This window comes from Paraburkholderia sp. 22099 (genome assembly GCF_052045835.1).
GTDB classification, from domain to species: Bacteria; Pseudomonadota; Gammaproteobacteria; order Burkholderiales; family Burkholderiaceae; genus Paraburkholderia; species Paraburkholderia terricola.
Genome location: NZ_JBQEPU010000032.1, coordinates 61,096 through 85,362 on the forward strand (window position 1 = coordinate 61,096; position 24,267 = coordinate 85,362).

Annotated in this window: 21 protein-coding genes; 12 read left to right on the forward strand and 9 right to left on the reverse strand. The window is 64.9% G+C overall.

What is annotated here, in order from left to right; genetic code table 11:
• Positions 1 to 25: 25 nt before the first annotated feature.
• The 4 genes from ACTJLC_RS25585 to ACTJLC_RS25600 all read right to left on the reverse strand — a co-directional run bounded on the left by ACTJLC_RS25585 (position 26) and on the right by ACTJLC_RS25600 (position 3,300).
• Positions 26 to 493: a DUF2844 domain-containing protein gene (locus ACTJLC_RS25585; protein WP_310136126.1), complete on the reverse strand. Its 468-nt coding sequence runs from the start codon at positions 491 to 493 to the stop codon at positions 26 to 28.
• Between the two features lie 214 nt (positions 494 to 707).
• Positions 708 to 2,225: a TolC family outer membrane protein gene (locus ACTJLC_RS25590; protein WP_374710342.1), complete on the reverse strand. Its 1,518-nt coding sequence runs from the start codon at positions 2,223 to 2,225 to the stop codon at positions 708 to 710.
• Between the two features lie 16 nt (positions 2,226 to 2,241).
• A complete protein-coding gene (locus ACTJLC_RS25595; RefSeq protein ID WP_073431693.1) occupies positions 2,242 to 2,565 on the reverse strand; it encodes a rhodanese-like domain-containing protein in 324 nt (107 codons plus the stop codon).
• 81 nt (positions 2,566 to 2,646) lie between these two features.
• Entirely contained in the window at positions 2,647 to 3,300 is a 654-nt protein-coding gene (locus tag ACTJLC_RS25600) for a protein-L-isoaspartate O-methyltransferase family protein (protein WP_310136128.1), read from the reverse strand.
• 288 nt (positions 3,301 to 3,588) lie between these two features.
• Between ACTJLC_RS25600 and ACTJLC_RS25605 the strand changes: the two genes are divergently transcribed.
• From ACTJLC_RS25605 to ACTJLC_RS25630, 6 genes are all read left to right on the forward strand, one after another.
• A complete protein-coding gene (locus ACTJLC_RS25605; RefSeq protein WP_310136130.1) occupies positions 3,589 to 4,647 on the forward strand; it encodes a LacI family DNA-binding transcriptional regulator in 1,059 nt (352 codons plus the stop codon).
• A gap of 3 nt (positions 4,648 to 4,650) precedes the next feature.
• The gene (locus ACTJLC_RS25610; RefSeq protein WP_310136131.1) at positions 4,651 to 6,138 is read left to right on the forward strand and encodes a sugar ABC transporter ATP-binding protein; all 1,488 of its coding nucleotides are present in this window, start codon (positions 4,651 to 4,653) and stop codon (positions 6,136 to 6,138) included.
• Positions 6,119 to 7,132, forward strand: coding sequence for an ABC transporter permease (locus tag ACTJLC_RS25615; protein WP_073431697.1), 1,014 nt, complete (start codon positions 6,119 to 6,121; stop codon positions 7,130 to 7,132). Before ACTJLC_RS25610 ends, ACTJLC_RS25615 begins: the two co-directional genes overlap by 20 nt.
• Positions 7,133 to 7,210: 78 nt before the next feature.
• Positions 7,211 to 8,188 (forward strand): substrate-binding domain-containing protein, encoded by a 978-nt coding sequence (locus tag ACTJLC_RS25620; protein ID WP_073431698.1) that lies wholly within the window; start codon positions 7,211 to 7,213, stop codon positions 8,186 to 8,188.
• A 34-nt stretch (positions 8,189 to 8,222) separates the two neighbouring features.
• Entirely contained in the window at positions 8,223 to 9,275 is a 1,053-nt protein-coding gene (locus ACTJLC_RS25625) for a sugar phosphate isomerase/epimerase family protein (RefSeq protein WP_073431699.1), read from the forward strand.
• A gap of 41 nt (positions 9,276 to 9,316) precedes the next feature.
• Positions 9,317 to 10,468: a Gfo/Idh/MocA family protein gene (locus tag ACTJLC_RS25630; RefSeq protein ID WP_310136135.1), complete on the forward strand. Its 1,152-nt coding sequence runs from the start codon at positions 9,317 to 9,319 to the stop codon at positions 10,466 to 10,468.
• A 49-nt stretch (positions 10,469 to 10,517) separates the two neighbouring features.
• Here the strand turns inward: ACTJLC_RS25630 and ACTJLC_RS25635 are convergent, their stop codons facing one another.
• From ACTJLC_RS25635 to ACTJLC_RS25655, 5 genes are all read right to left on the reverse strand, one after another.
• Positions 10,518 to 10,778, reverse strand: coding sequence for a hypothetical protein (locus tag ACTJLC_RS25635; RefSeq protein WP_073431701.1), 261 nt, complete (start codon positions 10,776 to 10,778; stop codon positions 10,518 to 10,520).
• A gap of 87 nt (positions 10,779 to 10,865) precedes the next feature.
• Positions 10,866 to 14,075 (reverse strand): efflux RND transporter permease subunit, encoded by a 3,210-nt coding sequence (locus tag ACTJLC_RS25640; protein WP_114161997.1) that lies wholly within the window; start codon positions 14,073 to 14,075, stop codon positions 10,866 to 10,868.
• A gap of 15 nt (positions 14,076 to 14,090) precedes the next feature.
• Positions 14,091 to 15,293 (reverse strand): efflux RND transporter periplasmic adaptor subunit, encoded by a 1,203-nt coding sequence (locus tag ACTJLC_RS25645; RefSeq protein WP_310136137.1) that lies wholly within the window; start codon positions 15,291 to 15,293, stop codon positions 14,091 to 14,093.
• 159 nt (positions 15,294 to 15,452) lie between these two features.
• Entirely contained in the window at positions 15,453 to 16,613 is a 1,161-nt protein-coding gene (locus ACTJLC_RS25650) for an ABC transporter substrate-binding protein (protein WP_310136139.1), read from the reverse strand.
• A 32-nt stretch (positions 16,614 to 16,645) separates the two neighbouring features.
• The gene (locus ACTJLC_RS25655; protein ID WP_073431704.1) at positions 16,646 to 17,587 is read right to left on the reverse strand and encodes a CysB family HTH-type transcriptional regulator; all 942 of its coding nucleotides are present in this window, start codon (positions 17,585 to 17,587) and stop codon (positions 16,646 to 16,648) included.
• A 216-nt stretch (positions 17,588 to 17,803) separates the two neighbouring features.
• Between ACTJLC_RS25655 and ACTJLC_RS25660 the strand changes: the two genes are divergently transcribed.
• From ACTJLC_RS25660 to cobA, 6 genes are all read left to right on the forward strand, one after another.
• Positions 17,804 to 19,483, forward strand: coding sequence for a nitrite/sulfite reductase (locus tag ACTJLC_RS25660; RefSeq protein WP_310136140.1), 1,680 nt, complete (start codon positions 17,804 to 17,806; stop codon positions 19,481 to 19,483).
• A gap of 22 nt (positions 19,484 to 19,505) precedes the next feature.
• Positions 19,506 to 20,063, forward strand: coding sequence for a DUF934 domain-containing protein (locus ACTJLC_RS25665; RefSeq protein ID WP_310136142.1), 558 nt, complete (start codon positions 19,506 to 19,508; stop codon positions 20,061 to 20,063).
• Complete coding sequence (locus ACTJLC_RS25670) at positions 20,060 to 20,806, forward strand: phosphoadenylyl-sulfate reductase (RefSeq protein ID WP_073431707.1); 747 nt, start codon at positions 20,060 to 20,062, stop codon at positions 20,804 to 20,806. Before ACTJLC_RS25665 ends, ACTJLC_RS25670 begins: the two co-directional genes overlap by 4 nt.
• Before the next feature lie 115 nt (positions 20,807 to 20,921).
• Positions 20,922 to 21,884 (forward strand): sulfate adenylyltransferase subunit CysD, encoded by a 963-nt coding sequence (cysD, locus tag ACTJLC_RS25675; RefSeq protein WP_073431708.1) that lies wholly within the window; start codon positions 20,922 to 20,924, stop codon positions 21,882 to 21,884.
• A 21-nt stretch (positions 21,885 to 21,905) separates the two neighbouring features.
• On the forward strand, positions 21,906 to 23,222 hold the full coding sequence (locus tag ACTJLC_RS25680; RefSeq protein ID WP_073431709.1) for a sulfate adenylyltransferase subunit 1: 1,317 nt from the start codon (positions 21,906 to 21,908) through the stop codon (positions 23,220 to 23,222).
• Positions 23,223 to 23,279: 57 nt separating this feature from the next.
• Positions 23,280 to 24,035, forward strand: coding sequence for a uroporphyrinogen-III C-methyltransferase (gene cobA, locus ACTJLC_RS25685; RefSeq protein ID WP_310136143.1), 756 nt, complete (start codon positions 23,280 to 23,282; stop codon positions 24,033 to 24,035).
• Positions 24,036 to 24,267: the final 232 nt, after the last annotated feature.

Consider the following 24,267-nt stretch of genomic DNA (forward strand, 5'->3'; position numbering starts at 1 on the left):
TGTTTTTCCTGATTCGACGGAGGGCTTATTGGAGATCGCCAGGACGCACGCCCGCGGGCATCAGGCGAGGCAGGTAAGCCATGCCGAAGAAGCGCCCGAGGCGGCCGGCCGACTCGACACGAAAATCGTCGTTGCCGTCGATGAGCGGCCCCGTGCCGCGCGCGCGGCTGTGACCCGCGCTCACGTAGTTGGGGAAGTAGCTGCCGAGCAGCGCCGTCATGTCCGGGCGGATCGGCCCGTCCCACGTGACGGCGAACACGACGTTGCCAGGCAACACGTATTCACGGATCGTCACGCCGTTGGCGTCGATCGACTGACGCAGGGTGTAGGACGCCGCGCGCGCGGCCCCGGCCGCTGATGCGCCGGCGACCGACTGCATGGCGCGCGGCGCCGACTGGGAGGAAGCGCCGGCGCTCGGCGCGCCGCCCAACGTTGCATACGAGTAGAGCGGCAACAGCGTTGCGGCCAGTATTGCGAACTTCAAAACGCTCATTACGCGGCTCCGGCAAAAAAGGTCGGAGCATGGTGCCTGTGCGCTGGCCGGTAATTCGGGTGAAATTTCGTGGGTGGATGCGCGAAGCGGCGCAATGGCTACGCAGTGTTCGCGACGTTGCGAAGCGTGCAAGGTCGGGCTGCGGCTAGTGGGCCGCGAATAACCGTGCACTGTGCAACGCGGAAAGAGACGAAGCGGTGAAGAAGAAAGAGACCTACCGCGGCGCCGTCACGTTCGGCATGGTGTGTCGTCCCGACTTGCCCGCCGCGCCTTTGGCCGCCGCGCCCGGATGCGGCACCGTCGGCGCCTGGGGCAACGCGGTCAGCGAACCGTCGTCGACCGGCGAGAGCAGCGCGCTCAACCGCAGCACGTCCTGATCGGTGAGACTCGCCGTCGCGGCCTTCAGCTTGAGGCTGTTGATCAGCGTGTCGTAGCGCGCTTTCGCCAGATCGCGGCGCGCGGAAAATAGCTGATCCTGCGCGTTGAGCACGTCGATATTGATCCGCACGCCGACCTGATAGCCGAGCAGGTTCGATTCGAGCGACGTGCGCGCCGATTGCTCGGCGGTTTGCAGCGCGCGCACCTGCGCGAGTCCGCTCACCACGCCGAGAAACGCTTGCCGCGCCGAGAGCGCCGCGTTGCGCCGCGCGGTGTCGAGATCGGCGGACGCCTGGTCCTCGAGCGCGAGCGTCTGACGCACGCGGCTTTGCGTCGCGCCGCCGGCAAAGAGCGGGATTGTGACCTGCACGCCGATCGCGCTGCTCGTGTACGAGCCCAGGCCGCCGAAGCCGGTGGCGAGCGGCGGCGTGCCGGCCGCGGGCGCATTCGCGCCGCTGCCGAAACCGCCGAAGTTGCCCGCGCCCGCCGAGCCGAGACTGCTGCGCGAGCGGCTCGCCACCAGATCGACGGTCGGCAGATGGCCGGACCTGGCCTTGGAAGTTTCGCGCTGCGCGCTGTCCAGCGCGATCTGCTTCGACACGACCTGATAGTTGGCGTCGGTCGCGGCATCGACCCACTGGTTGATGTCGGCGGGCATGGGCGGCGGCAGCGGCGTACCGGCGGCGAGCCCGTCGACATGCTCGACCGGATGCCCGACGATCTGCTGCAGCGCGGCCAGCTTCACCGCGAGATCGTTCTGCGCGGCGATCTCCTGCGAGATCGCCTGGTCGTATTTGGCTTGCGCTTCGTTGGTGTCGGTGATGGTGGTGTTGCCCACCTCGAATGAACGTTTGGCCTGTTCGAGCTGCTGCGCGATCGACGCCTTCTGCGAACGCGCGATCGCGACGCTGTCCTGCGCGGCGAGCGCGTTGAAGTAAGCCTCGCCGAGACGCACGATCAGGTCCTGGCGCGCCTGCGCGAACGACGCCTGCGCCGCATCGACCGCGAGCTTGCCTTGCGCGTAGCCGTACCAGCTATCCACATGAATCAGCGGCTGCGTGAGCGACAGCACATAGCCGTGGCTGTTGCCGTAGGAAGCGGGAAAGCCGCCGCCGAAATCGGTGTTCTGACGGCTCGCGTTGAGCGACGCGGACAGTTGCGGCAGCAGTTTGGCGCGGGCGAGGGGCAGTTCCTCGCTGTTGGCGGCGAGCGCGGCGCGCGCGCTTTGCAGTTGCGCGTCGTTGGCGAGCGCTTCGTCGTAGAGCTGGGCAAGACCCACGGCTCGCGCGGGAAGCGCGGGCAGCGCGCACGCGAGCGCCACGGCGGCCAGGAGGACCGCCACCCGCCGGCGCATCGTCAAGGCCGTTCGATCAGTAAGTGGGGACGGCCGGATCGACCTGACGCGACCACGCGTCGATCCCGCCTTGCAGATTGAAGACGTTGGCATGGCCGCGCGATTCGAGGAACATCGCGACCTGGGCGCTGCGCGCGCCGTGATGGCAGACGCAGACGATTTGCGCGTCGTCGTCGAGTTCCTCGCTGCGCGCGGGAATCTCGCGCATCGGAATCGACACGGCGCCGGCGATCGACGCCGTCTGGATTTCCCACGGCTCGCGCACGTCGAGCAGCACGGGCGCGGGACGCGACGGATCGGCGAGCCATTCGGCGAGCGCGGGAGCGGTCAGGTTTTGCATCAGCGGGACATCCAGTTCAGGTGACGGCGGCGAGCCGGCCGTCCGGAAAAACACGCAAGCGGGCGAACCGATCGGAACCGATCAGAACTTGAAACGCGGCGGCTGCACGGCGTTGACGAGCGGCTCGACATAGGTTTCGAACACGTCGGCGATGCGGTACTGCTTCTCGTCGATACGCGTGATGATCTGCGCCTTCATGACCGGCGCGGTGCCGACGAACGCCGCGAGCCGGCCGCCGACCTTGAGTTGTTCGAGGACGTCCTGCGGCAGCACCGGCAGGCCGCCCGACACGCAGATCACGTCGTACGGCGCGGCGTCGGCCCAGCCGCGCGAGGCGTCGCCGGTGGCGACTTCCGCGTTCAGCACGCCGTTGGCGATCAGGTTGTTCCTGGCCAGTTCGGCCAGTTCCGGTTCGATGTCGACCGTCAGCACGTGCTGCGCGCGATGCGCGAGGAGCGCCGCCATGTAGCCGGAGCCGGCGCCGATTTCGAGCACGCTTTCGTGTTTCTTCACCGCCAGTTCCTGCAGCACGCGCGCCTCGATGCGCGGCGCCAGCATGTGCTGGCCGGCCGGCAGCGGCACTTCGAAGTCGACGAAGGCCAGATCGCGGTAGACGGTGGGGACGAAATTTTCACGCTTGACGATCGAAAGCAGATTCAGCACGTCCTGGTCGAGCACTTCCCAGGGGCGGATCTGCTGTTCGATCATGTTGAAACGCGCTTGCTCGATGTTCATGATGGATTCGGCGGTTTGATTTGGCGGGTTTGGCGGTTTTGCCTCCGACCGGGGTCTCGCGGTGCCAAGGTACGGCGGGCACGTAAGCCACGGCAGGGTAACCGCCGGATTGTACCAAAATGGCGACGCCCGGCCGGCGCCCGCGGGCAGTGCGCTGCTCGGCCGCAGCGCGAGGCGGACCGTGGCCCGGTCCGCTCGCCTCCGTGTTAATCCCTAGCGATCGGTGCTTGCGATTCCGGCTTGAATCGTCCAAAAATGTAATCGATTACATTTTCGAGGGCATTCAACTTGTCCAAGTCGTCGTCCAGGACGGATTCCACCTCCGCGTCCAGCGTGCGTTCGCCGCGCGCGGCCGAAGGGGTCTCGATTGCCGGCGTCGCCGAGCAGGCGGGCGTATCGGTGGCGACGGTCTCGCGCGTGCTGAACGGCCACGAGAACGTGCGGCCCGCGACCCGCGACAAGGTGCTGGCGGCGATCGACGCCAGCGGCTACCGCGTCAACGAACTCGCGCGCAATCTGCGCACCGCCGAAAGCCGCCTGCTGCTGACGATGGTGCCCGACTTCGGCAATCCGTTTTACGCCGAGATCGTGCGCGGCATCGACAGCGTCGCGCGTCAGCACGGCTACTTCATGCTGCTCTGCGACACCGGTGCCGATCCGGGCCGCGAGCGCAGCTACTTCGACCTGTTGCAACGCCGCCGCGCGGACGGCGCGATCTGCCTCGACCCGGCGACGATCCAGCAGGCGCTCGGCGAGGCGTCCAGCGCGCTGCCGTGGGTCGCGTGCTGCGAGTTCGATCCGTCGGTGGGCGTGCCCTACGTGGGCATCGACAACTACCGCGCGGCCGGCGACGCCGTGCGGCATCTGCTCGCGCGCGGCCATCGGCGCATCGGGCTGATCAATTCCGACGTGGACTACCTGTACGCACGGCAGCGTCAGCAAGGCTATCTCGACGCGTTGACCGAAGCCGGCATCGTTCCGGACGAACGCTGGCGCATGAATCTGAACAGCCTCGACTACCAAGCGGGCGCGTCGGCGGCGGCCACCCTGGTCCAGCAGCCGCAAGCGCCGAGCGCGATCTTCGCGGTCTCCGATACCCTGGCGATCGGCGTGATCCACGGCTTGCGCAGCGTCGGCAAGCGCGTGCCCGACGACATCGCGGTGGTCGGCTTCGACGACATTTCGCTCGCCGCGCAAATCGATCCGCCGCTCACCACCATCGCGCAACCCATGCGCGAACTCGGCGAAACCGCCGCGCGCCTCCTGCTGCAACGGCTCGCGAATCCATTGGCGAACGTGCCCGGCGTGCTGCTGCCGCATCGGCTCGTGATTCGCGGGAGCGCGTGAATCATGAGCCTCGCCGTTCGTTTCGACGACATCCGTAAAGACTTCGGCCCGGTGCGTGTACTGCACGGCGTGAGTTTCGAGCTGACGCCGGGGCGCATCTACGGTCTGCTCGGCGAGAACGGCGCGGGCAAATCGACGCTGATGAAAATTCTCGCCGGCTATGAAACGGCGACCTCGGGCAGCTTGCTGATCGACGGCCACGCGCAGCGGTTCACCGGCTCGCGCGAGGCGCAAGCGCAAGGCATCGTGCTGATTCACCAGGAGTTCAATCTCGCCGAGCACCTGACCATCGCGCAGAACATGTACCTCGGTCACGAGAAAACACGCGGCTGGTTCGTCGACGACGCCGCGATGCGTGCCGAGGCGACGCGTTATCTCGCGCAAGTGGGTCTGGAGAAAGCGCCCGACACCAAAGTGCGCGAATTGATCGTCGCCGAAAAGCAGATGGTGGAGATCGCCAAGGCGCTCTCGCGGCGCGCGCGTTTGCTCATCATGGACGAGCCGACCGCCACGCTCACGCCTTCCGAAACCGAACGGCTCTTCACGCTGATGGCGAAGCTCAAGGCCGACGGCGTGACCATCATCTACATCTCGCACAAGCTCGACGAAGTGGAGCGCATCACCGACGAAGTGATCGTGATGCGCGACGGCCGCTTCGTCGCGCGCGGCGCCACGGCGGGGCTCGCGCGGCAGCAGATGGCGAACCTGATGGTGGGGCGCGACGTGTCCGACATGTTCCCCGACAAGCTCACCGTCTCGGCCGATGCGCCGATCGCGTTGCGAGTGCAAGGACTCACGGTGCCGGAGTGGGTGGACGACCTGAGCTTCGACGTGCGCGCCGGCGAAGTGCTGGGCTTTGCGGGCCTCGTCGGCGCGGGCCGCACCGAGGCGTTCGAAGCGATCATCGGTTTGCGCAAGCGCACGGCGGGCCGCATCGAGATCGCCGGCCGCCGCGCCGATCTGTCAAGCCCGCGCGACGCGATGCGCCACGGCCTCACGTATCTCAGCGAGGACCGCAAGGGCAAGGGCCTGCACGTGAACCTGAGCTTGCAGGACAACGTCACGCTGATGACGCTCGAACGTTACGCGCATCCGCTGCTCGATCTGAAGGCGGGCCGCGCGGCGTTGACGAAAGCCGTGAGCGAATTCGGCATTCGCACCGGCGACCTGTCGAGCCGCGCACGCATGCTCTCCGGCGGCAATCAGCAGAAGCTCGCGCTCGCCAAGTTCCTGCAGCCGGACCCGAACGTGATCGTGCTCGACGAGCCGACGCGCGGCGTCGATGTCGGCGCGAAACGCGACATCTATTTCCTGATTCATCGTCTCGCCGCGCAAGGCCGCGCGGTGATCGTCATTTCATCCGAACTGATCGAGCTGATCGGCTTGTGCCACCGCGTCGCCGTGATGCGCGCGGGGCGTCTGCAAGCCACGCTCACGCTCGAACATCTGACCGAAGAGGAGTTGATCGCCCATGCGACCGGCACCCACTGAAGCCGTGCAATCCGGCCGCGCGCTGCGCTTCGCGCATCGACTGTACGCACTCGGGCCGCTGGCCGGCTTGATCGCGCTGTGCATCGTCGGCACGCTGCTCAACCGCGATTTCGCGACGCTCGACAACATGATGAACGTGCTCACGCGCACGTCGTTCATCGGCATCATCGCGGTCGGCATGACCTTCGTGATCATTTCGGGCGGCATCGATCTGTCGGTCGGCTCGATGGCCGCGCTGATCGCGGGCAGCATGATCTGGCTGATGAACGCGCTCGCCGCGGGCCTCGGCGGCCATACCTTCGCGCCGCTCGCGATCGTCACGCTCGGCATCGTATTCGCGCTGCTGCTCGGCGGGTTGTTCGGCTGCGCGCATGGGCTGCTGATCACGAAAGGACGGATCGAGCCGTTCATCGTCACGCTGGGAACGCTGGGTATTTTTCGCGCGGTGCTCACCTGGCTCGCCGACGGCGGCGCGTTGACGCTCGACAACTCGCTCTCCGATCTGTACGGGCCGGTGTATTACGCGAGCCTGTTCGGCGTGCCGGTGCCGATCTGGGTGTTCCTCGTGGTGGCGGCGGGCGGCGCGCTGATTCTCAATCGGACCGCGTTCGGCCGGCACGTGCAGGCGATCGGTTCGAACGAACAGGTCGCGCGCTATGCGGCGATTCGCGTCGATACGGTGAAGATCGTTACCTACGTGCTGCTCGGCATTTGCGTCGGCGTCGCCACGGTGCTCTACGTGCCGCGGCTCGGTTCGGCCACGCCGACCACGGGCCTGCTATGGGAACTCGAGGCGATCGCCTCGGTGGTGGTCGGCGGCACGGCGTTGAAGGGCGGCGAGGGACGTGTGGTCGGCACGGTGATCGGCGCGGTCCTGCTGTCGGTGATCGCGAACATTCTGAATCTGACCAGCATCATCAGCGTGTATCTGAACGCGGCGGTGCAGGGCGTGGTGATTATCTTCGTCGCGTTCGTGCAGCGCGGACGGCGGTAGTCGTGGTGGCTTCAGCGTGACATACAGGCATATTCCAGAACCGGGGCGCACGAACGCCTCAATATAGGAGACACAACCATGAAGCGGATCATTCGAGCGGTCGGCGCCGGCATGCTGGCGTTGGGAGTACTGGGTACGGCGGGCGTGGCCGGTATCGGCACGGCGCGCGCCGCGGAAAAAGTCACGCTGGGCGTCGCGATTCCGACGGCCGATCATGGCTTCACGGGCGGCATCGTCTGGTGGGCGAACAAGGCGAAAGCCGATCTGGAGAAAATGCATCCCGATCTGAAAGTGATCGTGAAAACCGCGGCCGGCTCGCCGGAACAGGCGAACCAGTTGCAGGACCTCGTGACGGTGAACAAGATCAACGCGCTGGTGATTTTCCCGTTCGAATCGGCCTCGCTCACGCAGCCGGTCGCGCAGGTGAAGAAGAAGGGCATCTACGTGACGGTGGTGGACCGTGGCTTGACCGACAAGAGCGCGCAGGACGCCTACGTCGCCGGCGACAACACCGCGTTCGGCAGGATCCCCGCGGAATATCTGGCGAAAGCGCTCGACGGCAAGGGCGACATCGTCGCGCTGCGCGGCATTCCGACGACGCTCGACAACGAGCGCTGGGCCGCGTTCACCGGCGTGCTGAAGGCCTATCCGAACATCAAGATCCTCGATGCCAAGTACGCGAACTGGAATCGCGACGACGCCTTCAAGGTGATGCAGGATTACCTCACGCGCTTCAAGCACATCGACGCGGTGTGGGCCGCCGACGACGACATGGCCGTCGGCGTGATCAAGGCGATCGATCAGGCGAGGCGCAGCGACATCAAGATCGTGTTCGGCGGCGCGGGCTCGAAAGGCATGGTGAAGAACGTGATGGACGGCGCGCCGCTGATCAAGGCCGACGTGTCGTATTCGCCGAAGTTCATCTACGACGCGATCAAGCTCACCGCCGAAGCGCGGCTCAAGGGCGAGAAGCTGCCGGCCACCACCATCATTCCATCGGTGCTGATCACGAAGGAAAACGCGCAACAGTTCTACTTCCCCGACTCGCCGTTCTGAGCGGCGAGCGCGTCGAAGTGTGAGGAACCAGACAATGAAAACCATCCAGGGCCCGGCGATCTTTCTGGCTCAGTTCATGGGCGACGAAGTGCCCTTCGACAGTCTCGCGCATCTGGCGGGTTGGGCCGCGAGTCTCGGCTTCAAGGGCATTCAGGTGCCGTGCGACGCGCGCCTGATCGATCTCGAACAGGCGGCGGCGAGTCAGACGTATTGCGACGAACTGCGCGAGACCGCTGAAAACGCGGGCGTGACGATCACCGAATTGTCGACGCATCTGCAAGGGCAACTGGTCGCGGTGCATCCCGCTTACGACGCGTTATTCGACGGCTTCGCCGCCGAGCATGTGCGCGGCAATCCCGCCGCGCGCACGCAGTGGGCCGTCGAGCAGATGAAGCTCGCGGCGCAGGCGTCGCGGCGCCTGGGCTTGAACACGCACGTGTCGTTTTCGGGCGCGCTGGCGTGGCCGTATCTGTATCCCTGGCCGCAGCGTCCGGCAGGCTTGATCGAAGCCGCATTCGACGAACTCGCGCGCCGCTGGTCGCCGATTCTCGATGCATTCGACGCAGCCGGCGTCGACGTCTGCTATGAACTGCATCCGGGCGAGGACCTGCACGACGGCATCACGTTCGAGCGCTTTCTCGACGCCGTGAAGCAACACCCGCGCGCCAACATTCTCTACGACCCGAGCCATTTCGTTCTGCAGCAACTGGATTACCTGGCGTTCATCGACATCTATCACGAACGCATCAAGGCGTTTCATGTGAAGGACGCGGAGTTTCGCCCGAACGGCAAGCAGGGCGTGTATGGCGGATACAGCGGCTGGGTGGAGCGCGCGGGCCGCTTCAGATCGCTCGGCGACGGGCAGATCGATTTCGGCGCGATCTTCTCGAAGATGGCGCAATACGATTTTCCGGGCTGGGCGGTGCTCGAATGGGAGTGCGCGCTGAAGCATCCCCACGACGGCGCGCGCGAAGGCGCGGAGTTCATCCGGCGGCACATCATCCGCGTGGCCGAGCATGCCTTCGACGACTTCGCGGGCAGCGGCGTGGATGCGGCGCAATTGAAGCGCGTGCTCGGCATCCGCTAGCGATTCGGCCGGACTGCAAGCGATCACCAGGAGCGGGAGCGATGCCATATAGAAGGCTCAGGTTGGGCATGGTCGGCGGCGGGCAGGGCGCGTTTATCGGCGCGGTGCATCGGATCGCGGCGCGGCTCGATGACCGGTTCGAACTGGTCGCGGGCGCGTTGTCGTCCGATCCGCGGCGCGCGCAAGCAAGCGCCGCCGAGGCCGGGATCGCGCGCAGCTATGCGGACTGGAACGAGATGGCGCGCGCCGAAGCCGCGCGCGACGACGGGATCGACGCCGTCGCGATCGTCACGCCGAATCACCTGCATGCGCCGGTTGCAACGGCTTTTCTCGAAGCGGGCATCCACGTGGTGTGCGACAAGCCGCTGGCGATTTCGCTGGCCGAAGGCGAGGCGTTGGCGAGGCTCGCTCGCGAGAAGAACAAGCTGTTCGCATTGACGCATACGTACTCCGGTTATCCGCTCGTGCGTCACGCGCGTGAACTGATCGAACGCGGCGAACTGGGCGAACTGCGCGTCGTGCAAGTGGAATACGCGCAGGACTGGTTGGCCGAGCCGATAGAAACGAGCGGGGTGAACAAGCAGGCCGGCTGGCGCACGGACCCCGCGTTGGCGGGGCCGGCCGGCTGTCTCGGCGATATCGGCACGCATGCGTATCATCTCGCCGCGTTCGTCACCGGCATGACGCCCTCCGCGTTATCCGCCGAGTTGCATACCTTCGTGCCCGGACGCCGCATCGACGATCACGTGCAGGCGATGCTGCGCTATTCGAACGGCGCACGCGGCATGCTGTGGGCGAGCCAGGTGGCGAGCGGCGCGGAAAACGCGTTGCGTCTGCGCGTGTATGGAACGAAGGCGAGCCTCGTCTTCGATCAGGAGCATCCCAACGCATTGTGGTTCACGCCCCTCGGCGGTTCCGCTGAGCGCCTGACGCGAGCGCGCGTGACCAGCGCGATCGCGGCGCACGCGACACGCGTGCCGCCGGGGCATCCCGAAGGTTATCTGGAAGCGTTCGCGCAGTTGTACAAGGACGCGGCGTTACAGATCGAAGCGTTGGACGAAGGCCGCCCGCTGCCTGCTGAAAGCCTGCTGCTGACGACGGTGGAAGATGGCGTGGCCGGCTTGCGTTTCATCGACGCGGTGCTGGCAAGCAGTGCGGCGGATGGGCAGTGGCGCGAAATCGGCGCAACTTGAAAGAGACGGAGCGGCCGGTCGCGAAGCGTTGAAACTATCGCCTCGCCGTTCAACCGCCCTTGCTTTTCTTGATCTGCTCTTCGAACGCGATATCGAGCTTGCTGGCCTTGCGCGGTTTGGGCGGCCCGTAAGCGTCGACGAATTTGACGAAGTCGTCGAGCGTGAGCGGATCGGAGACTTTCTTGTCCGCGCCGCCCGATTTGTCGACCAGATAGAACAGGCCGCCCGACAGGCTGATCGCGGCGAACCGCGGGTTGCCGCTGCGCGTTTTCAACCGTTCGACAGCGTGGATGGCTCGGGTGGTGCGCATGATGGGGGACCGTTGATCGGGGAAAGATCACTACTTTAACAATTTCGCGCGGGCGGGGCGGGGGCCGCGCGTCATCGCTTCATCGCTTCACCGCTTCACCGCGGCTTGCAGCTTGCGGCGGAATTTACGCCGCAGCCAATCCGCCCAATCCTCCAGCACCGTATAGACCACCGGCACGACCACCAGCGTCAAGATCGACGACGTAATCACCCCGCCGATCACCGTTTGCCCGAGCGGGCCGCGTTGCTCGCCGCCTTCGCCGAGCGCGGCGGCGAGCGGCAGCATGCCGAAGATCATCGCCAGCGTGGTCATCAGAATCGGCCGCAGACGCACGCGCGCCGCTTCGAGCAGCGCCTCGCGCCGCTCCATCTTGCGGCCCTTGCCCGATGCGTCGAGCAGCGTGCCGCGCCGCGCCTGATTGGCGAAGTCCACCAGCAGGATCGCGTTCTTGGTGACGAGCCCCATCAGCATCACGAAGCCGATGATCGAGAACATATTCAGCGTGCTGCCGAACAGCAGCAGCGCGATCAATACGCCGATCAGCGTGAGCGGCAGCGACGCCATGATCGCGAGCGGCTGCGCGAAGCTCGCGAACTGCGACGCGAGAATCATATAGATGAAGATCACCGCGAGCGCCAACGCCTCCACCGCATACACGAACGACTCGTTCATGCTCTTGGTCGAGCCTTCGAAACGGTAGTGATAGCCCGCCGGCAGATGCATCGCGTCGAGCGTCCTCGCAATGTCCGAAGCGACGTCGCCGGGCGAGCGGCCGTTCACGTTCGCCGACAGCATCACCTCGCGTTGCAGGTCGCGCCGGTTCAACACATCCGGGCCGGTCGTCGTGACGATGTCCGCGATCTGGCGCAGCGGCACCAGCACCGGCGCGCCGTTGGCGTCGGTGCGGTTGGTGGCGATCATCAGCTTCGCGAGATCGTCCACATCCTGGCGGTGCGCGCGCGGCAGGCGCACGCTCACGTCGTAGTCCTGGTCGTCGGGCGCGCGCCAGGTGCTGATCGCATCGCCGGAGAGCAGCGGCCGCAAAGCGGTGCCGATGTCGGCCACGCCCACGCCGAGGTCGGACGCCAGTTCGCGCTTCACGTTGATCGCGACGATCGGCTTGTCCGCCTTCAGGCTCGAATCGAGGTCGACCAGCCCGGCGATCTTCGCCATTCGCGCCTGAGCCGCTTCGGAGAGCCGGCGCAGTTCGTCGATGTTCTCGCCCTGCAAACTCAACTGGATCGCCTTCGTGCTGCCCGCGCCGTCCGGCACGCCGATCTCGGTGACCGATACGCCCGCCACCGAGGCGAGCCGCGCGCGAAACACCTGGTTCAATTCGACCATGCCGCGCGTGCGCTCGCGCCGCTCCTTGAGCCGCACGGTGATGAGCGCGGTGTTCTTGCCCTGCGTGTTGCCGGAGTTGACCGTCGCGTAGGTGAAGCGCACTTCGGGATAGGCGGCGAGAATCGCCTGCACCTGTTTGACTTTCTCCGAGGTGGCTTCGAGCGAGGTGCCCACCGGCGTGTTCAAGCCGATCTGCGTTTCGGAGAAGTCCGCATTCGGCACGAACTCGGTGCCGACGAACGGCACCAGAAACAGGCTGCCGAAAAACGTCGCCGCGGCCACGATCAGCGTGAGCGCGCGATGTCTGAGCGACCAGCCGAGCAGGCGTTGATAGAAGGTCGTGAGTTGATCGATCCGCGAATCGAACAGGTGCAGGCAACGCTCGATGAAGCGGCCATAGCGGTAGCCTTTGCGGCCCGTGTCCGCGTCGTGCAGATCGGGGTCCGGCCAGATCGACGAAAGCATCGGATCGAGCGTGAACGACACGAACATCGAGATCAGCACGGCGGCGGCCACCGTGATGCCGAACTGATGGAAGAAGCGGCCGATGATGCCGCCCATGAAGCCCACCGGCAAAAACACCGCGACGATCGAAAAGGTGGTGGCCAGCACGGCGAGCGCGATTTCCTTGGTGCCGTCGAGCGCGGCCGTGCGATGGTCCGCGCCGAGCTGCACGTGGCGCACGATATTTTCGCGCACCACGATCGCGTCGTCGATCAACAGGCCCACGCACAGCGATAGCGCCATCAGCGTGATCACGTTGATCGTGAAGCCGCACGCGTACATCACCGCGAAGGTGCCGATCAGCGCGATCGGCAGCGTGAGGCCGGTAATCACCGTGCTGCGCCACGAGCCGAGGAACAGGAACACGATCAGCACCGTGAGCAACGCGCCTTCGAGCAAGGTGCGCTTCACTTCGTTCACGCTTTCCTCGATGTTGATCGACGAGTCGTCGGTGATGCTGAGCTTCACGCCCGGCGGCAATTGCGGCTGCAGGCGCGCGACTTCCGCGCCCACGCCCTGCGCGACCTCCACCGTGTTCTCGCCCTGCGCCTTGACGACCGACAGGAACAACGCGCGCTGCCCGTTGAGCAGACCCATGCTGTCCGGTTCCTGCTGACCGTCGACCACGTCGGCGACCTGATCGAGCGTGACCGGCTGCGTGGCGGACGACGCCGTTGGAATCGCCGACTGCGCGCCGCGCCGCGCGACGATGATCCGCCTGAAGTCGTCCGGCTTCTCGAAGCGGCCCTTGACCTGCACCGTCTGCTCGACCTGGCTCGACGTGAGCGGCCCGGCGGGAATCTCCTGATTCTCGTTCTGCACCGCGCGGATCACCTGATCGACGCCGATCGAGAGCGCCTGCAGCTTCTGCGGATTCACGTCGATCCGCACTTGCCGCTTGACGCCGCCCACCAGCGACACCGAGCCGACGCCGCGCACGGTTTCGAGCCGCTTCCTCACGATCTGATCGGCGACGGTGGTGAGCTCGCGCGTGGAGAGCGACGCGCCCGGCGCGTTCGATACGGCCACCGTGACGATCGGCATATCCGCCGGGTCGTAGCGCAATACGCGCGGCTCCTTCACGCCGTCGCGCAGATCGGGGCGGATCAGCGCGATCTTGTCGCGCACGTCCTGCGCGGCCTGCACCGCGTCCACCGCGAGATCGAACTGCACGATCACCACCGACTGCGCGTCATACGAGCGCGAGGTGATCTGCTCGATGCCGCTGATCGTGTTGACCGCTTCCTCGATCTTGCGCGTGACGTCCGACTCGACCGATTCGGGCGACGCGCCCGGATACGCGGTCTGCACCACCACGACCGGAAACGTGATGTCGGGAAACTGGTCGACCTTCAGCCGCTGATACGAAAACAGACCGATGACGACGAACGCCATCATCATCATCGTGGCGAGCACCGGGTTGCCGATGCTGATGCGCGTGAACCACATGGGCGAGGGCTCCGGTCAGCGCGGGCTGCTGGCGCCCGAAGCGCCGGCCGCTGGCGGCGCGGCTTGCGCCGGCAGAGCAGGTTTAGCGGGCTGCACCACGCGCACGGTGCTGCCGATGCGCAACGAGCCGAGATTGTTCTTCACGATCTGCTGGCCGACCGCCAACGGCCCGCCGACGATTTCGGTCCACGCGGCGCCTTCGCCATCGTTGCTCACGCCGCTCACGCCGGTCCGCACCGGCTGCTCGACCAGCTTGCCGTCGATGAGCGCATAGACGCTGCGGCGCGCGCCGTCGGTGCGCACGGCGGTGACGGGCACCACCAGCGCATTCGGCCGGCTGCCGACCGCGATCGTGCCGGTGCCGAACATGCCGACCCGCAGCGTGCCCGACGGATTGGCGACCTGCACGTACACCATGATCGAGCGCGAGCCGGCCTGCGCGGCGGGATTGATGCGCGTGATCGCGCCTTGCACGGGCGTCTCGATGCCGTCGAAAGCGATCCGCACCGGCTGGCCGATCCGCACGCGGCCGATCTCGCCGACCGGCACCGGCGCCTCGAGTTCGAGCGTGCGCAGATCGACTACATCGAACAGCTTGGTGTCGACGGCGACTTTCTCGCCGGGCTCGACCGAGCGCGTGGCGATCTGCCCGTCGAGCGGCGAGCGCACCACGGTATCGGCCAGCGAGAGATTCGACGACGCCAGCGCGGCCCTCGCCGCATCCAGATTCGCGCGGGCGATCTCGTACTGGCTTTGCGCGGTGTCGAACGCGTTCTTCGAGATGAAGCCTTTTTCAACCAGCACGCGATTGTTGTCGAGCGTCTGCCTGGCGATGTCGAGCTGGCCGGCCATCGCCGCCATCTGGCCGCGGCTTTGCTCGGCGCGGGCCACGTAATCGCGGGCGTCGATCTTCGCGAGAATCTGGCCGGTCTTGACCGCGTCGCCCTCGCGCACCAACACGTCGAGCGCGGAGCCGGCCACCTTGGATTTGACCGCTGCCTGAGTGACGGCGCGCAGCGAGCCGGTCAGCGGCAGTGTTTCGGAGAGCGTGCGGCGGCTCACCGTGGTGAGATCGTCGGGGGCGAATTCGACGACGGAAGAGACCGTGGCGGTGGCGGCGGGCGCGCCGCGCTTCCTGATGGCCTGGACGATCGCGATCGCGAGGATCACGACGGCCACGGCGGCGGCGATGAGAATGCGTTTTCTGGTTCTAAGCATGCGCGATGGGACGGACTTCACGGACTGGCGGTGCGCGGCGGCCTTTTGCCTGTCGGCAAAGGCGCCGCGCGCTCGCACGGAATCGGCAAATCAGCCTGAGCCCGCGTTCGCCGCAAGCCGGCCGTCAGCATGGTACACGGTGCCTCGCGCGACGCCCGTTCACTGGCTCAAATAGACGAACTTGCCGTTCCTGATCGCGCCCATCACGCTGGCGCGCTGGTCCAGCCCGACGTGGTCCTTGGCGCTCGTGCTGACCACGCCGTTCGGCACGACCAGTTCATGCGCGCGCTCAAGTTCGTCGCGCAAGGCGATGCGAAAAGCCGGCGTGCCCGGTTGCGCGGTTTTCAACGCCCGCGCCACCGCGTCCTGAAGGCGCGGATAAACGCCCGCCGCGTCGCCCGCGAATTGCGTCACGCTGCCCGGCCCGTACTTCGCCTCGTACTCGTTGGCGAAGGCGAGCGCCGCCTTCTTCGCCGGATGGTCGGCCGGCAAGGTGCGCGCAACGACCACCGGCTGGGTCGGGAACAGCGTGCCTTCGACGTCCTTGCCGCCCAGCTTGATGAACTCGGGCGTGGCGATGCCGTGCGTCTGATAGATCGGCCCCTTGAAGCCGCGCTCGATCAGCGTGCGCTGCGGCAGCACGGTCGGCGTGCCCGCGCCGGCGATCAGGATCGCGTCGGGCTTGGCGGCCATCAGCTTGAGGACCTGGCCGGTGACGCTCGCGTCGGTGCGGTTATAGCGCTCGGTGGCGACCAGTTGGATGTGGCGCAGCGCGGCGAACTTGCTGAACTCGTTGAGCCAGCTTTCGCCGTAGCCGTCCGCGAAACCGATGAAGCCCACCGTTTTCACGTTGTGGTTCGACATGTAGCGCGTCATCACGTCGGCCATCGCGCTGTCGGTCTGCGCCATCTTGTGGGCCCACACCTTCTTGCCTTCCTGCGGTTCGACCACGCTCGCCGAGCCGATCAGCGTGATCATCGGCGTCTGGCTTTCGGCGACCGCGTCGAGCGCGGCCATTGCCGCCGGCGTGATGTTCGGGCCGACGATCACGTCGACGTGATCTTCGTTGATCAGCTTGCGGATGTTGCGCACGGCGGCGCCGGGGTCGGAGGCGTCGTCGAGGAAAATGTAGTCGGCTTTCTGGCCGGCGATCGTGGCCGGCCACATCAGCATCGCATTCTTGCTGGTGATGCCGATCACGGCGGCCGGACCGGTGCTCGACAGATCGATGCCGACCTTGAGGTCCGCGTGGGCGGCGTTGGCGAGCAGCAGCGCGCCGAGCGCGGCGAGGCCGCCAAGTTTTTTCTTATACGACGTCATCGAAAGGTCTCCGTAGCGGGAAGCGTGCGAGGTCAAAGTTCGTAGGTTTCGTGTTCGCCTTTCAGCGCCTGTTCGATCAGCTTGCGGTTCATGCTCGGCGACAACAGTTCGACGAGCGTATACACATAGCTGCGCAGGTACGCGCCCTGTTTCAGCGCGACCCGCGTGACGTTGCTGCCGAACAGGTGGCCGACCGGCATCGCGCGCAAATGGCGGTCGCGCTCGGCATTGAAGGCGATATCCGCCATGATGCCGACGCCCAGACCCAGTTCCACGTAGGTCTTGATCACGTCGGCGTCGATGGCTTCCAGCACGATGTCGGGATGCAGCGCGCGCAGACGGAACGCCTCGTTGATCTTGGTGCGGCCCGCGAACGCGTTGTCATACGTAATCAGCGGATACTGGGTCAGATCATCCAGCGACAAAAGTTTGCGGTCGAGCAGCGGATGATCCGGCTGCATCACGGCGACGTGGTGCCACTGGAAGCAGGGCAGCGAGACCAGTTCCTTATAGTTGGCGACGGCCTCGGTGGCGATCGCGAGGTCGGCCTGGTCGTGAATCACCATCTCGGCCACCTGGGTCGGGCTACCTTGCAGAATTGAAAGGTGAACCTTGGGGAAGCGCTTCTTGAATTCGGCGATGGCGGCCGGAAGTGAGTAGCGCGCCTGGGTGTGGGTGGCGGCGATCACGAGGTTGCCCTGGTCCTGCGCCGCGTAATCCTTACCGACTCGCTTGAGGCTCTCGACTTCCTGCAGGATTTTCTCGACCGACTGCAGGATAATGCGCCCCGGCTCGGTGAGCGAGCGCACGCGCTTGCCGTGGCGGGTGAAGATTTCCACGCCCAGTTCGTCTTCCAGCTCGATGATCGCCTTGGAGACGCCGGGCTGGCTTGTATACAGTGCCTTGGCCGCTTCGGTCAGATTGAAGTTCTGCCGCACAGCCTCGCGGACGAAGCGGAATTGATGCAGGTTCATATAACCCCTCCGCATATCAAAAGAATTTTTTAGTCGTTTGAAATATAAGGCGAGTTTATTACGATCTGTCCATCTTTTTCAATATGGATATCTGTATTTGTTATAAGCAAATGAGAGATGGGTCTAAACCCTGACGCTCGCTTGCTGACAAACGGAAATTCAGGACGCGGCGGAACCGGACCGTCGTGTGTCACGCAAAAATATTGGGGTCCCCGAATGTACCAATACGATCAGTACGACCAGACCATCGTCGATGAACGGGTCGCGCAGTACGCCGATCAGGTTCGCCGCCGCTTGTCGGGCGAATTGAGCGAAGAGGAGTTTCGTCCGCTGCGTCTGCAGAACGGCCTGTACTATCAGCGCCACGCCTACATGCACCGCATCGCGATTCCGTACGGCAATCTGCGCAGCGACCAGATGCGCGTGCTGGCCCAGATCGCGCGTGAACACGACCGCGGCTACGGCCATTTCTCGACGCGCTCGAACATCCAGTACAACTGGATCAAGCTCGAGGAAACGCCGGAAATCCTGCGCAAGCTCGCCGCGGTGCAGATGCACGGCATTCAGACCTCGGGCAACTGCATCCGCAACATCACGGCGGATCAGTTCGCCGGCGTCGCACCGGACGAAGTGGTCGATCCGCGTCCGTGGGCGGAAATCCTGCGCCAATGGTCGACGTTCCATCCTGAGTTCGCGTGGTTGCCGCGCAAGTTCAAGATCGCCGTCTCGGGTTCGCGGGAAGACCGCGCCGCCGTGCAGGTTCACGACCTCGGCGTGTATCTGAGGAAAAACGCGCAGGGCGAACTGGTGGCCGACATTCTGGCCGGCGGCGGCCTGGGCCGCACGCCGATCGTCGGCGCGATCATCCGCCGCGATTTGCCCTGGCAGCATCTGCTGACGTACTGCGAAGCCGTGCTGCGCGTGTACAACCGCTATGGCCGCCGCGACAACATGTACAAGGCGCGCATCAAGATTCTCGTGAAGGCGCTGTCGCCGGAAAAATTCTCGGCGCAGGTCGAGGAAGAATGGCAGCACCTGAAGGACGGTCCTTCCACGCTCACGCAAGCGGAAGTGGACCGCGTGTCGCAATACTTCAAGCCGCCCGTCTACGAAAAGCTGCCGGACACCGACGCGTCGTTCGAAAAACACCTGCTGGAAAACCGCGCGTTCGCGCGCTGGGTCGAGCGCAACGTGCGTCCGCACAAGGTCGAGGGGTATGCGTCGGTGACGCTGTCGCTCAAGCCGACCACGATCGCTCCGGGCGACGCCACCGACACGCAAATGGAAGCGGTCGCCGATTGGGCCGACGAATATTCGTTCGGCGAAATCCGCGTGTCGCACGAACAGAACCTGATTCTCGCGAACGTGAAGAAGCGCGACCTGTTCGCGCTGTGGGAAAAAGCCAAGGCGCAAGGTTTCGCGACACCGAACATCGGCTTGCTGACCGACATCATCGCGTGCCCCGGCGGCGATTTCTGCTCGCTCGCGAACGCGAAGTCGATTCCGATCGCGCTGGCGATCCAGGAACGTTTCAACGATCTCGACTACGTGTACGACCTGGGCGACGTCTCGCTGAATATCTCGGGCTGCATCAACGCTTGCGGTCACCACCACGTCGGCAACATCGGCATTCTGGGCGTCGATAAGGACGGCTCGGAGTGGTATCAGGTGACGCTCGGCGGCGAGCAGGGCACGGGCGCCACCGGCGCGCACCTCGGCCGCGTGATCGGCCCGTCGTTCTCGGCGGAAGAAATGCCGGACGTGATGAGCAAGGTGATCGATACGTTCGTCGAGAACCGCCACGAAGGCGAGCGCTTCATCGAAACGTACAACCGCATCGGCATCACCCCGTTCAAGGAACGCGTGTACGCGTCGCGTCAACCGGCTCACGCGTAACCGCGCAAAGGATACTGAACAGATGGCTTCTATCATCAAGAACCGCGCAATTGTCAACGATGACTGGACGGTGGTGCGCGCCGCTGAAGACGGCACGCTGCCGACGGTGAACGCATTGCCCGCCGGCAAGGTGCTGGTGCCGCTCGCGTTGTGGCAGGCGGAGCGCGACGCGCTGAGCGCTTCGCGCGGCGCGGCTGAAATCGGCGTGTGGCTCGCGCCGGACAGCGAACCGGCGGACATCGCCGGCGACTTCGACAAGATCGCGCTGATCGGCGTGGACTTCCCGGTGTTCCGCGATGGCCGCGGCTACAGCATCGGCCGCCTGTTGCGCGAACGTCATGGCTACAAGGGCGAGTTGCGCGCGATCGGCGACGTGCTGCGCGATCAGCTCACGTTCATGTTCCGCTGCGGCTTCGATGCGTATGCGCTGCGCGCGGACAAGGACCTCGACGACGCGTTGAAGGCATTCGACGAATTCAGCGTGCAGTACCAGGGCGCGGTCGACAATCCGTCGCCGCTGTTTCGCCGCCGTGGCGCCGATGCGTCGGCCGCCGCCGCTACGCAAAAGGTCCCGGCATGAGCACCGCGCAATCGCTCACGCCGGAACTCGCCGCGAAGGTCGAGCGCCTCGATGCGCTGCTCGATTCGATCGCCGCGCGCCACGCGAACGTGAAGCTCGCCAGCAGCCTCGCCGCCGAGGACATGCTGCTCACGCACGCGATTCTGTCGCGTGGCGTGAAGATCGGCATCTTCTCGCTGAACACGGGCCGTTTGCATGCGGAAACGCTTGGCATGCTCGATCGCGTGAAAGAGCGCTATGGCTACGAGATCGAACAGTTTCATCCGCAAGCCGCCGCGGTCGAGGAATACGTGAACTCGCACGGTCTGAACGCGTTTTACGAAAGCGTCGACCTGCGCAAGCGCTGCTGTGAAATCCGCAAGGTCGAGCCGCTGAACCGCGCGCTCTCGGACGTCAGCGCATGGGTGACGGGGCAGCGTCGCGAGCAGTCGGTGACGCGTGCGGAGTTGCACGAGGAAGAGCACGACGCGGCGCGCAACATCGCCAAGTTCAATCCGTTGACGGACTGGACGGAAGCCGACGTGTGGGCTTATCTGAAAGCGTTCGACGTGCCGGTCAATCCGCTGCATGCGCGCGGTTATCCGAGCATCGGTTGCGAGCCTTGCACGCGTGCGATCCGTCCCGGCGAGGACAGCCGGGCAGGGCGCTGGTGGTGGGAGTCGCGCGACACGAAGGAATGCGGACTGCACATCACGACGATCACGCCGATTCCCGTTGGCAGCAGCGAGAACGCTTCGGCATAAAGCATTCAGGCGCGCCAGGCCCGGGTTTTGGGTTTGGACGCCGCAGATACCGATTTGAATACTTCCGCTTCGGCGAGCAACCGCTCGGTCAAGCGAATCAACGAAGGACCCAAACATGAGCAGCACGCTCGATTCCACTATCAACGCTCCGCTTGCCAATACGGCGAACCGGATGGATCACCTCGATTGGCTCGAAGCCGAGTCGATTCACATCCTGCGCGAACTGGTCGCCGAATGCAGCAAGCCCGCGCTGCTGTTCTCGGGCGGCAAGGATTCGGTCGTGGTGCTGCACCTCGCGCTGAAGGCCTTCGGCATCGGCGCGAATCGCAAGACCGTGCTGCCGTTCCCGCTCGTGCATATCGACACCGGTCACAACTACGACGAAGTGATCGACTTCCGCGATCGTCGCGCGGCGGAGATCGGCGCGGAACTGGTGGTGGGTCACGTCGAGGATTCGATCAAGCGCGGCACGGTGCGTCTGCGCCGCGAAACGGATTCGCGCAACGCCGCGCAAGCCGTCACGCTGCTCGAAACCATCGAACAGCACGGCTATACCGCGCTGATCGGCGGCGCGCGCCGCGATGAGGAAAAGGCCCGTGCGAAAGAGCGGATCTTCTCGTTCCGCGACGAATTCGGCCAATGGGACCCGAAGGCGCAGCGCCCGGAATTGTGGAGCCTCTACAACGCGCGCCTGCACAACGGCGAACACCTGCGCGTGTTCCCGATCTCGAACTGGACCGAACTCGACGTGTGGCAGTACATCGCTCGCGAACAGCTCGAATTGCCGTCGATCTATTACGCGCATCAGCGCGAGATCGTGCGCCGCAACGGCTTGCTCGTGCCGGTCACGCCGCTCACGCCGATGCGTGAGGGCGAGACCAGCGAAACCGCGCTGGTGCGTTTTCGTACCGTCGGCGACATTAGCTGCACGTGCCCGGTGGAAAGCGATGCCGACGATCTCGAGAAGATCATCGCCGAAACGGCCGTGACCGAAATCACGGAACGCGGCGCGACGCGGATGGACGATCAGGTTTCCGAAGCCGCGATGGAACAGCGTAAGAAGCAAGGTTATTTCTAAGCACACGAGGATAAGGCAATCATGAGCGGTATTCATCAACCAGAAGACCTCGGCGTGCTGCGTTTCATCACCGCGGGCAGCGTCGACGACGGCAAGAGCACGTTGATCGGGCGCCTGCTGTACGACAGCAAGGCTGTCTTGAGCGACCAGCTTTCGGCGCTGTCGCGCGCGAAGAACAAGCGTACCGTCGGCGACGAAATCGATCTGTCGCTGCTGACCGACGGCCTCGAAGCCGAACGCGAACAGGGCATCACGATCGACGTCGCGTACCGTTACTTCGCCACTGCGAAGCGCAAGTTCATCATCGCCGATACGCCGGGCCACGAGCAGTACACGCGCAACATGGTGACGGGCGCATCGACCGCGCATGCGGCGATCATCCTGGTCGACGCGACGCGCGTGACCTTCGTCGACGGCGTGGCGCAGTTGCTGCCGCAAACCAAGCGCCATAGCGCGCTCGTCAAACTGCTCGGCTTGCAGCATGCGATCGTCGCGATCAACAAGATGGATCTGGTCGACTACAGCGAGACGCGCTTCAACGAGATTCGCGACGCGTATGTCGAACTCGCGCGTCAGTTGGGTCTGAACGACGTGCGCTTCGTGCCGGTGTCGGCGCTCAAGGGCGACAACATCGTGACGGCGAGCGAAAGCATGCCGTGGTATGCGGGCGAGCCGCTGCTGGATTTGCTCGAGGCGTTGCCGGTCGAGATTCCGACGGGCCAGGCGCTGCGTTTCCCGGTGCAATGGGTCGCGCGTCAGGACGGCAGCCAGGCCGACGATTTCCGCGGCTACATGGGCCGTGTCGAAGCGGGCGAAGTGAAGGTCGGCGATACCATCGTCGTGCTGCCGGCGAACCGTGAAGCCACGGTGGCCGAGATCATTGCGCCGGTGGTGGGCGGAACCGCTCAAGTGGACCGCGCGTTTGCCGGTCAAACGGTCACGATCCGTCTGGCCGAGGACGTCGACGTGTCGCGCGGCGATACCTTCGTGCTGCGCGAAGCCGCGCCCGAACCGGCGAAGAAGCTGGAAGCCGACCTGTGCTGGTTCGACGACACGCCGCTGTCGACGCAGCGCAAGTATCTGTTGAAGCAGACCACCAATACGGTGTTCGCGCGCATCGGCGCGATCAAGGAAGTGCTCGACGTGCATACGCTGTCGCAGGCGACCGACCGCAAGGAACTGGCGATGAACGACATCGGCCGCGTCGCGCTGACGTTGCAAAAACCGCTGGTGTGCGATGTGTACGACACGCATCAGGGCACGGGCGCATTCGTGCTGATCGACGAAGCGACGCATCACACGGTCGCGGCCGGGATGATCCGTGCGTTTTCGGCGTAACAGGCGCATGGCGCGTTGCCATGCACCGTGGACGCCCTAACGAACAGGTTGATGCAAATGGGTAAGGTTTATCTGATCGGCGCGGGGCCGGGTGCCGCGGACCTGATTACGGTGCGTGGCGCGCGGCTGCTCGGCGCCGCTGACATCGTGCTGCATGACGCGCTGGTCGAGCCGGCGATGCTCGACTATGCGCCTTCCCACGCACGGCGGATTGCGGTGGGCAAGCGCTGCGGGCAGTTGTCGACGGCGCAGCAGTTCATCAACAAGCAGATCGTGGATGCCGCTTTGGAGCACGACGTTGTCGTGCGTCTGAAGGGCGGCGATCCGATGTTGTTCGGACGCGCCGATGAAGAGATGAGGGCGCTGGAAGCGGCGGGCATCGAGTACGAGGTGGTGCCTGGGATTACCGCCGCGCTGGCGAGTGCGGCTTCGTTGAAGCGGTCGCTGACGCTGCGGGGTGTGTCGCGCAGTGTTGCGTTGGCTACTTTTAGCCGGGCGCCGGGGTCTGCGGAGATTCGCGAGCAGGTGAATGCCGATTCGCTCGTGTTTTATATGGGCCGGGATAGTGGGGTTGAGATTGCGCAGCAGTTGATTGATGCTGGGAAGCCGGTTTCCACGCCTGTGGCGATTGTCGAGGCTTGCAGCACCGAGCGGGAGCGGACGCTGAGTTTGACGCTCGAGGCGCTTGCTGCTGGGGAGGCGCAGCGGTGGGTTGATGCTTCGCAGCCTAGTTTGTTGATGATCGGGGAGGCGTTTGCTGCCCGGCAGCGGGGTGTTGTTCGGTTTGTGGATGGGATTTTGGTTGCTGCTTAGGGGGTGGTTTTTTGCCAGGTCGGCGGGTTGGTTGTCTGTGTGCTTGCGTGCCGCGTTGGCCTTTACTTGATTTGTTAGTGGTCTATTGGCGTTGCCCCTGTGCGGGGCGGCACTGTAGTGGTCAAGCAAACCTGGACACCCCAAAGGCGAATTTTTAAAAAAGTGAAGCTTCGCACCGTGCCGGTGGCAGACCGCCTGCCGCCGAATGGATGCGCCTGTAGTTATAAAAGTT

Coding starts and splice junctions, on each gene's coding strand:
- ACTJLC_RS25665 (WP_310136142.1), top strand. CDS start 19,506: ATGGCTTCTATCATCAAGAACCGCGCAATTGTCAACGATGACTGGACG.
- ACTJLC_RS25595 (WP_073431693.1), bottom strand. CDS start 2,565: ATGCAAAACCTGACCGCTCCCGCGCTCGCCGAATGGCTCGCCGATCCG.
- ACTJLC_RS25645 (WP_310136137.1), bottom strand. CDS start 15,293: ATGCTTAGAACCAGAAAACGCATTCTCATCGCCGCCGCCGTGGCCGTC.
- ACTJLC_RS25625 (WP_073431699.1), top strand. CDS start 8,223: ATGAAAACCATCCAGGGCCCGGCGATCTTTCTGGCTCAGTTCATGGGC.
- cysD (WP_073431708.1), top strand. CDS start 20,922: ATGAGCAGCACGCTCGATTCCACTATCAACGCTCCGCTTGCCAATACG.
- ACTJLC_RS25670 (WP_073431707.1), top strand. CDS start 20,060: ATGAGCACCGCGCAATCGCTCACGCCGGAACTCGCCGCGAAGGTCGAG.
- ACTJLC_RS25600 (WP_310136128.1), bottom strand. CDS start 3,300: ATGAACATCGAGCAAGCGCGTTTCAACATGATCGAACAGCAGATCCGC.
- ACTJLC_RS25655 (WP_073431704.1), bottom strand. CDS start 17,587: ATGAACCTGCATCAATTCCGCTTCGTCCGCGAGGCTGTGCGGCAGAAC.
- ACTJLC_RS25615 (WP_073431697.1), top strand. CDS start 6,119: ATGCGACCGGCACCCACTGAAGCCGTGCAATCCGGCCGCGCGCTGCGC.
- ACTJLC_RS25620 (WP_073431698.1), top strand. CDS start 7,211: ATGAAGCGGATCATTCGAGCGGTCGGCGCCGGCATGCTGGCGTTGGGA.
- ACTJLC_RS25635 (WP_073431701.1), bottom strand. CDS start 10,778: ATGCGCACCACCCGAGCCATCCACGCTGTCGAACGGTTGAAAACGCGC.
- cobA (WP_310136143.1), top strand. CDS start 23,280: ATGGGTAAGGTTTATCTGATCGGCGCGGGGCCGGGTGCCGCGGACCTG.
- ACTJLC_RS25650 (WP_310136139.1), bottom strand. CDS start 16,613: ATGACGTCGTATAAGAAAAAACTTGGCGGCCTCGCCGCGCTCGGCGCG.
- ACTJLC_RS25590 (WP_374710342.1), bottom strand. CDS start 2,225: ATGCGCCGGCGGGTGGCGGTCCTCCTGGCCGCCGTGGCGCTCGCGTGC.
- ACTJLC_RS25610 (WP_310136131.1), top strand. CDS start 4,651: ATGAGCCTCGCCGTTCGTTTCGACGACATCCGTAAAGACTTCGGCCCG.
- ACTJLC_RS25640 (WP_114161997.1), bottom strand. CDS start 14,075: ATGTGGTTCACGCGCATCAGCATCGGCAACCCGGTGCTCGCCACGATG.
- ACTJLC_RS25585 (WP_310136126.1), bottom strand. CDS start 493: ATGAGCGTTTTGAAGTTCGCAATACTGGCCGCAACGCTGTTGCCGCTC.
- ACTJLC_RS25680 (WP_073431709.1), top strand. CDS start 21,906: ATGAGCGGTATTCATCAACCAGAAGACCTCGGCGTGCTGCGTTTCATC.
- ACTJLC_RS25630 (WP_310136135.1), top strand. CDS start 9,317: ATGCCATATAGAAGGCTCAGGTTGGGCATGGTCGGCGGCGGGCAGGGC.
- ACTJLC_RS25660 (WP_310136140.1), top strand. CDS start 17,804: ATGTACCAATACGATCAGTACGACCAGACCATCGTCGATGAACGGGTC.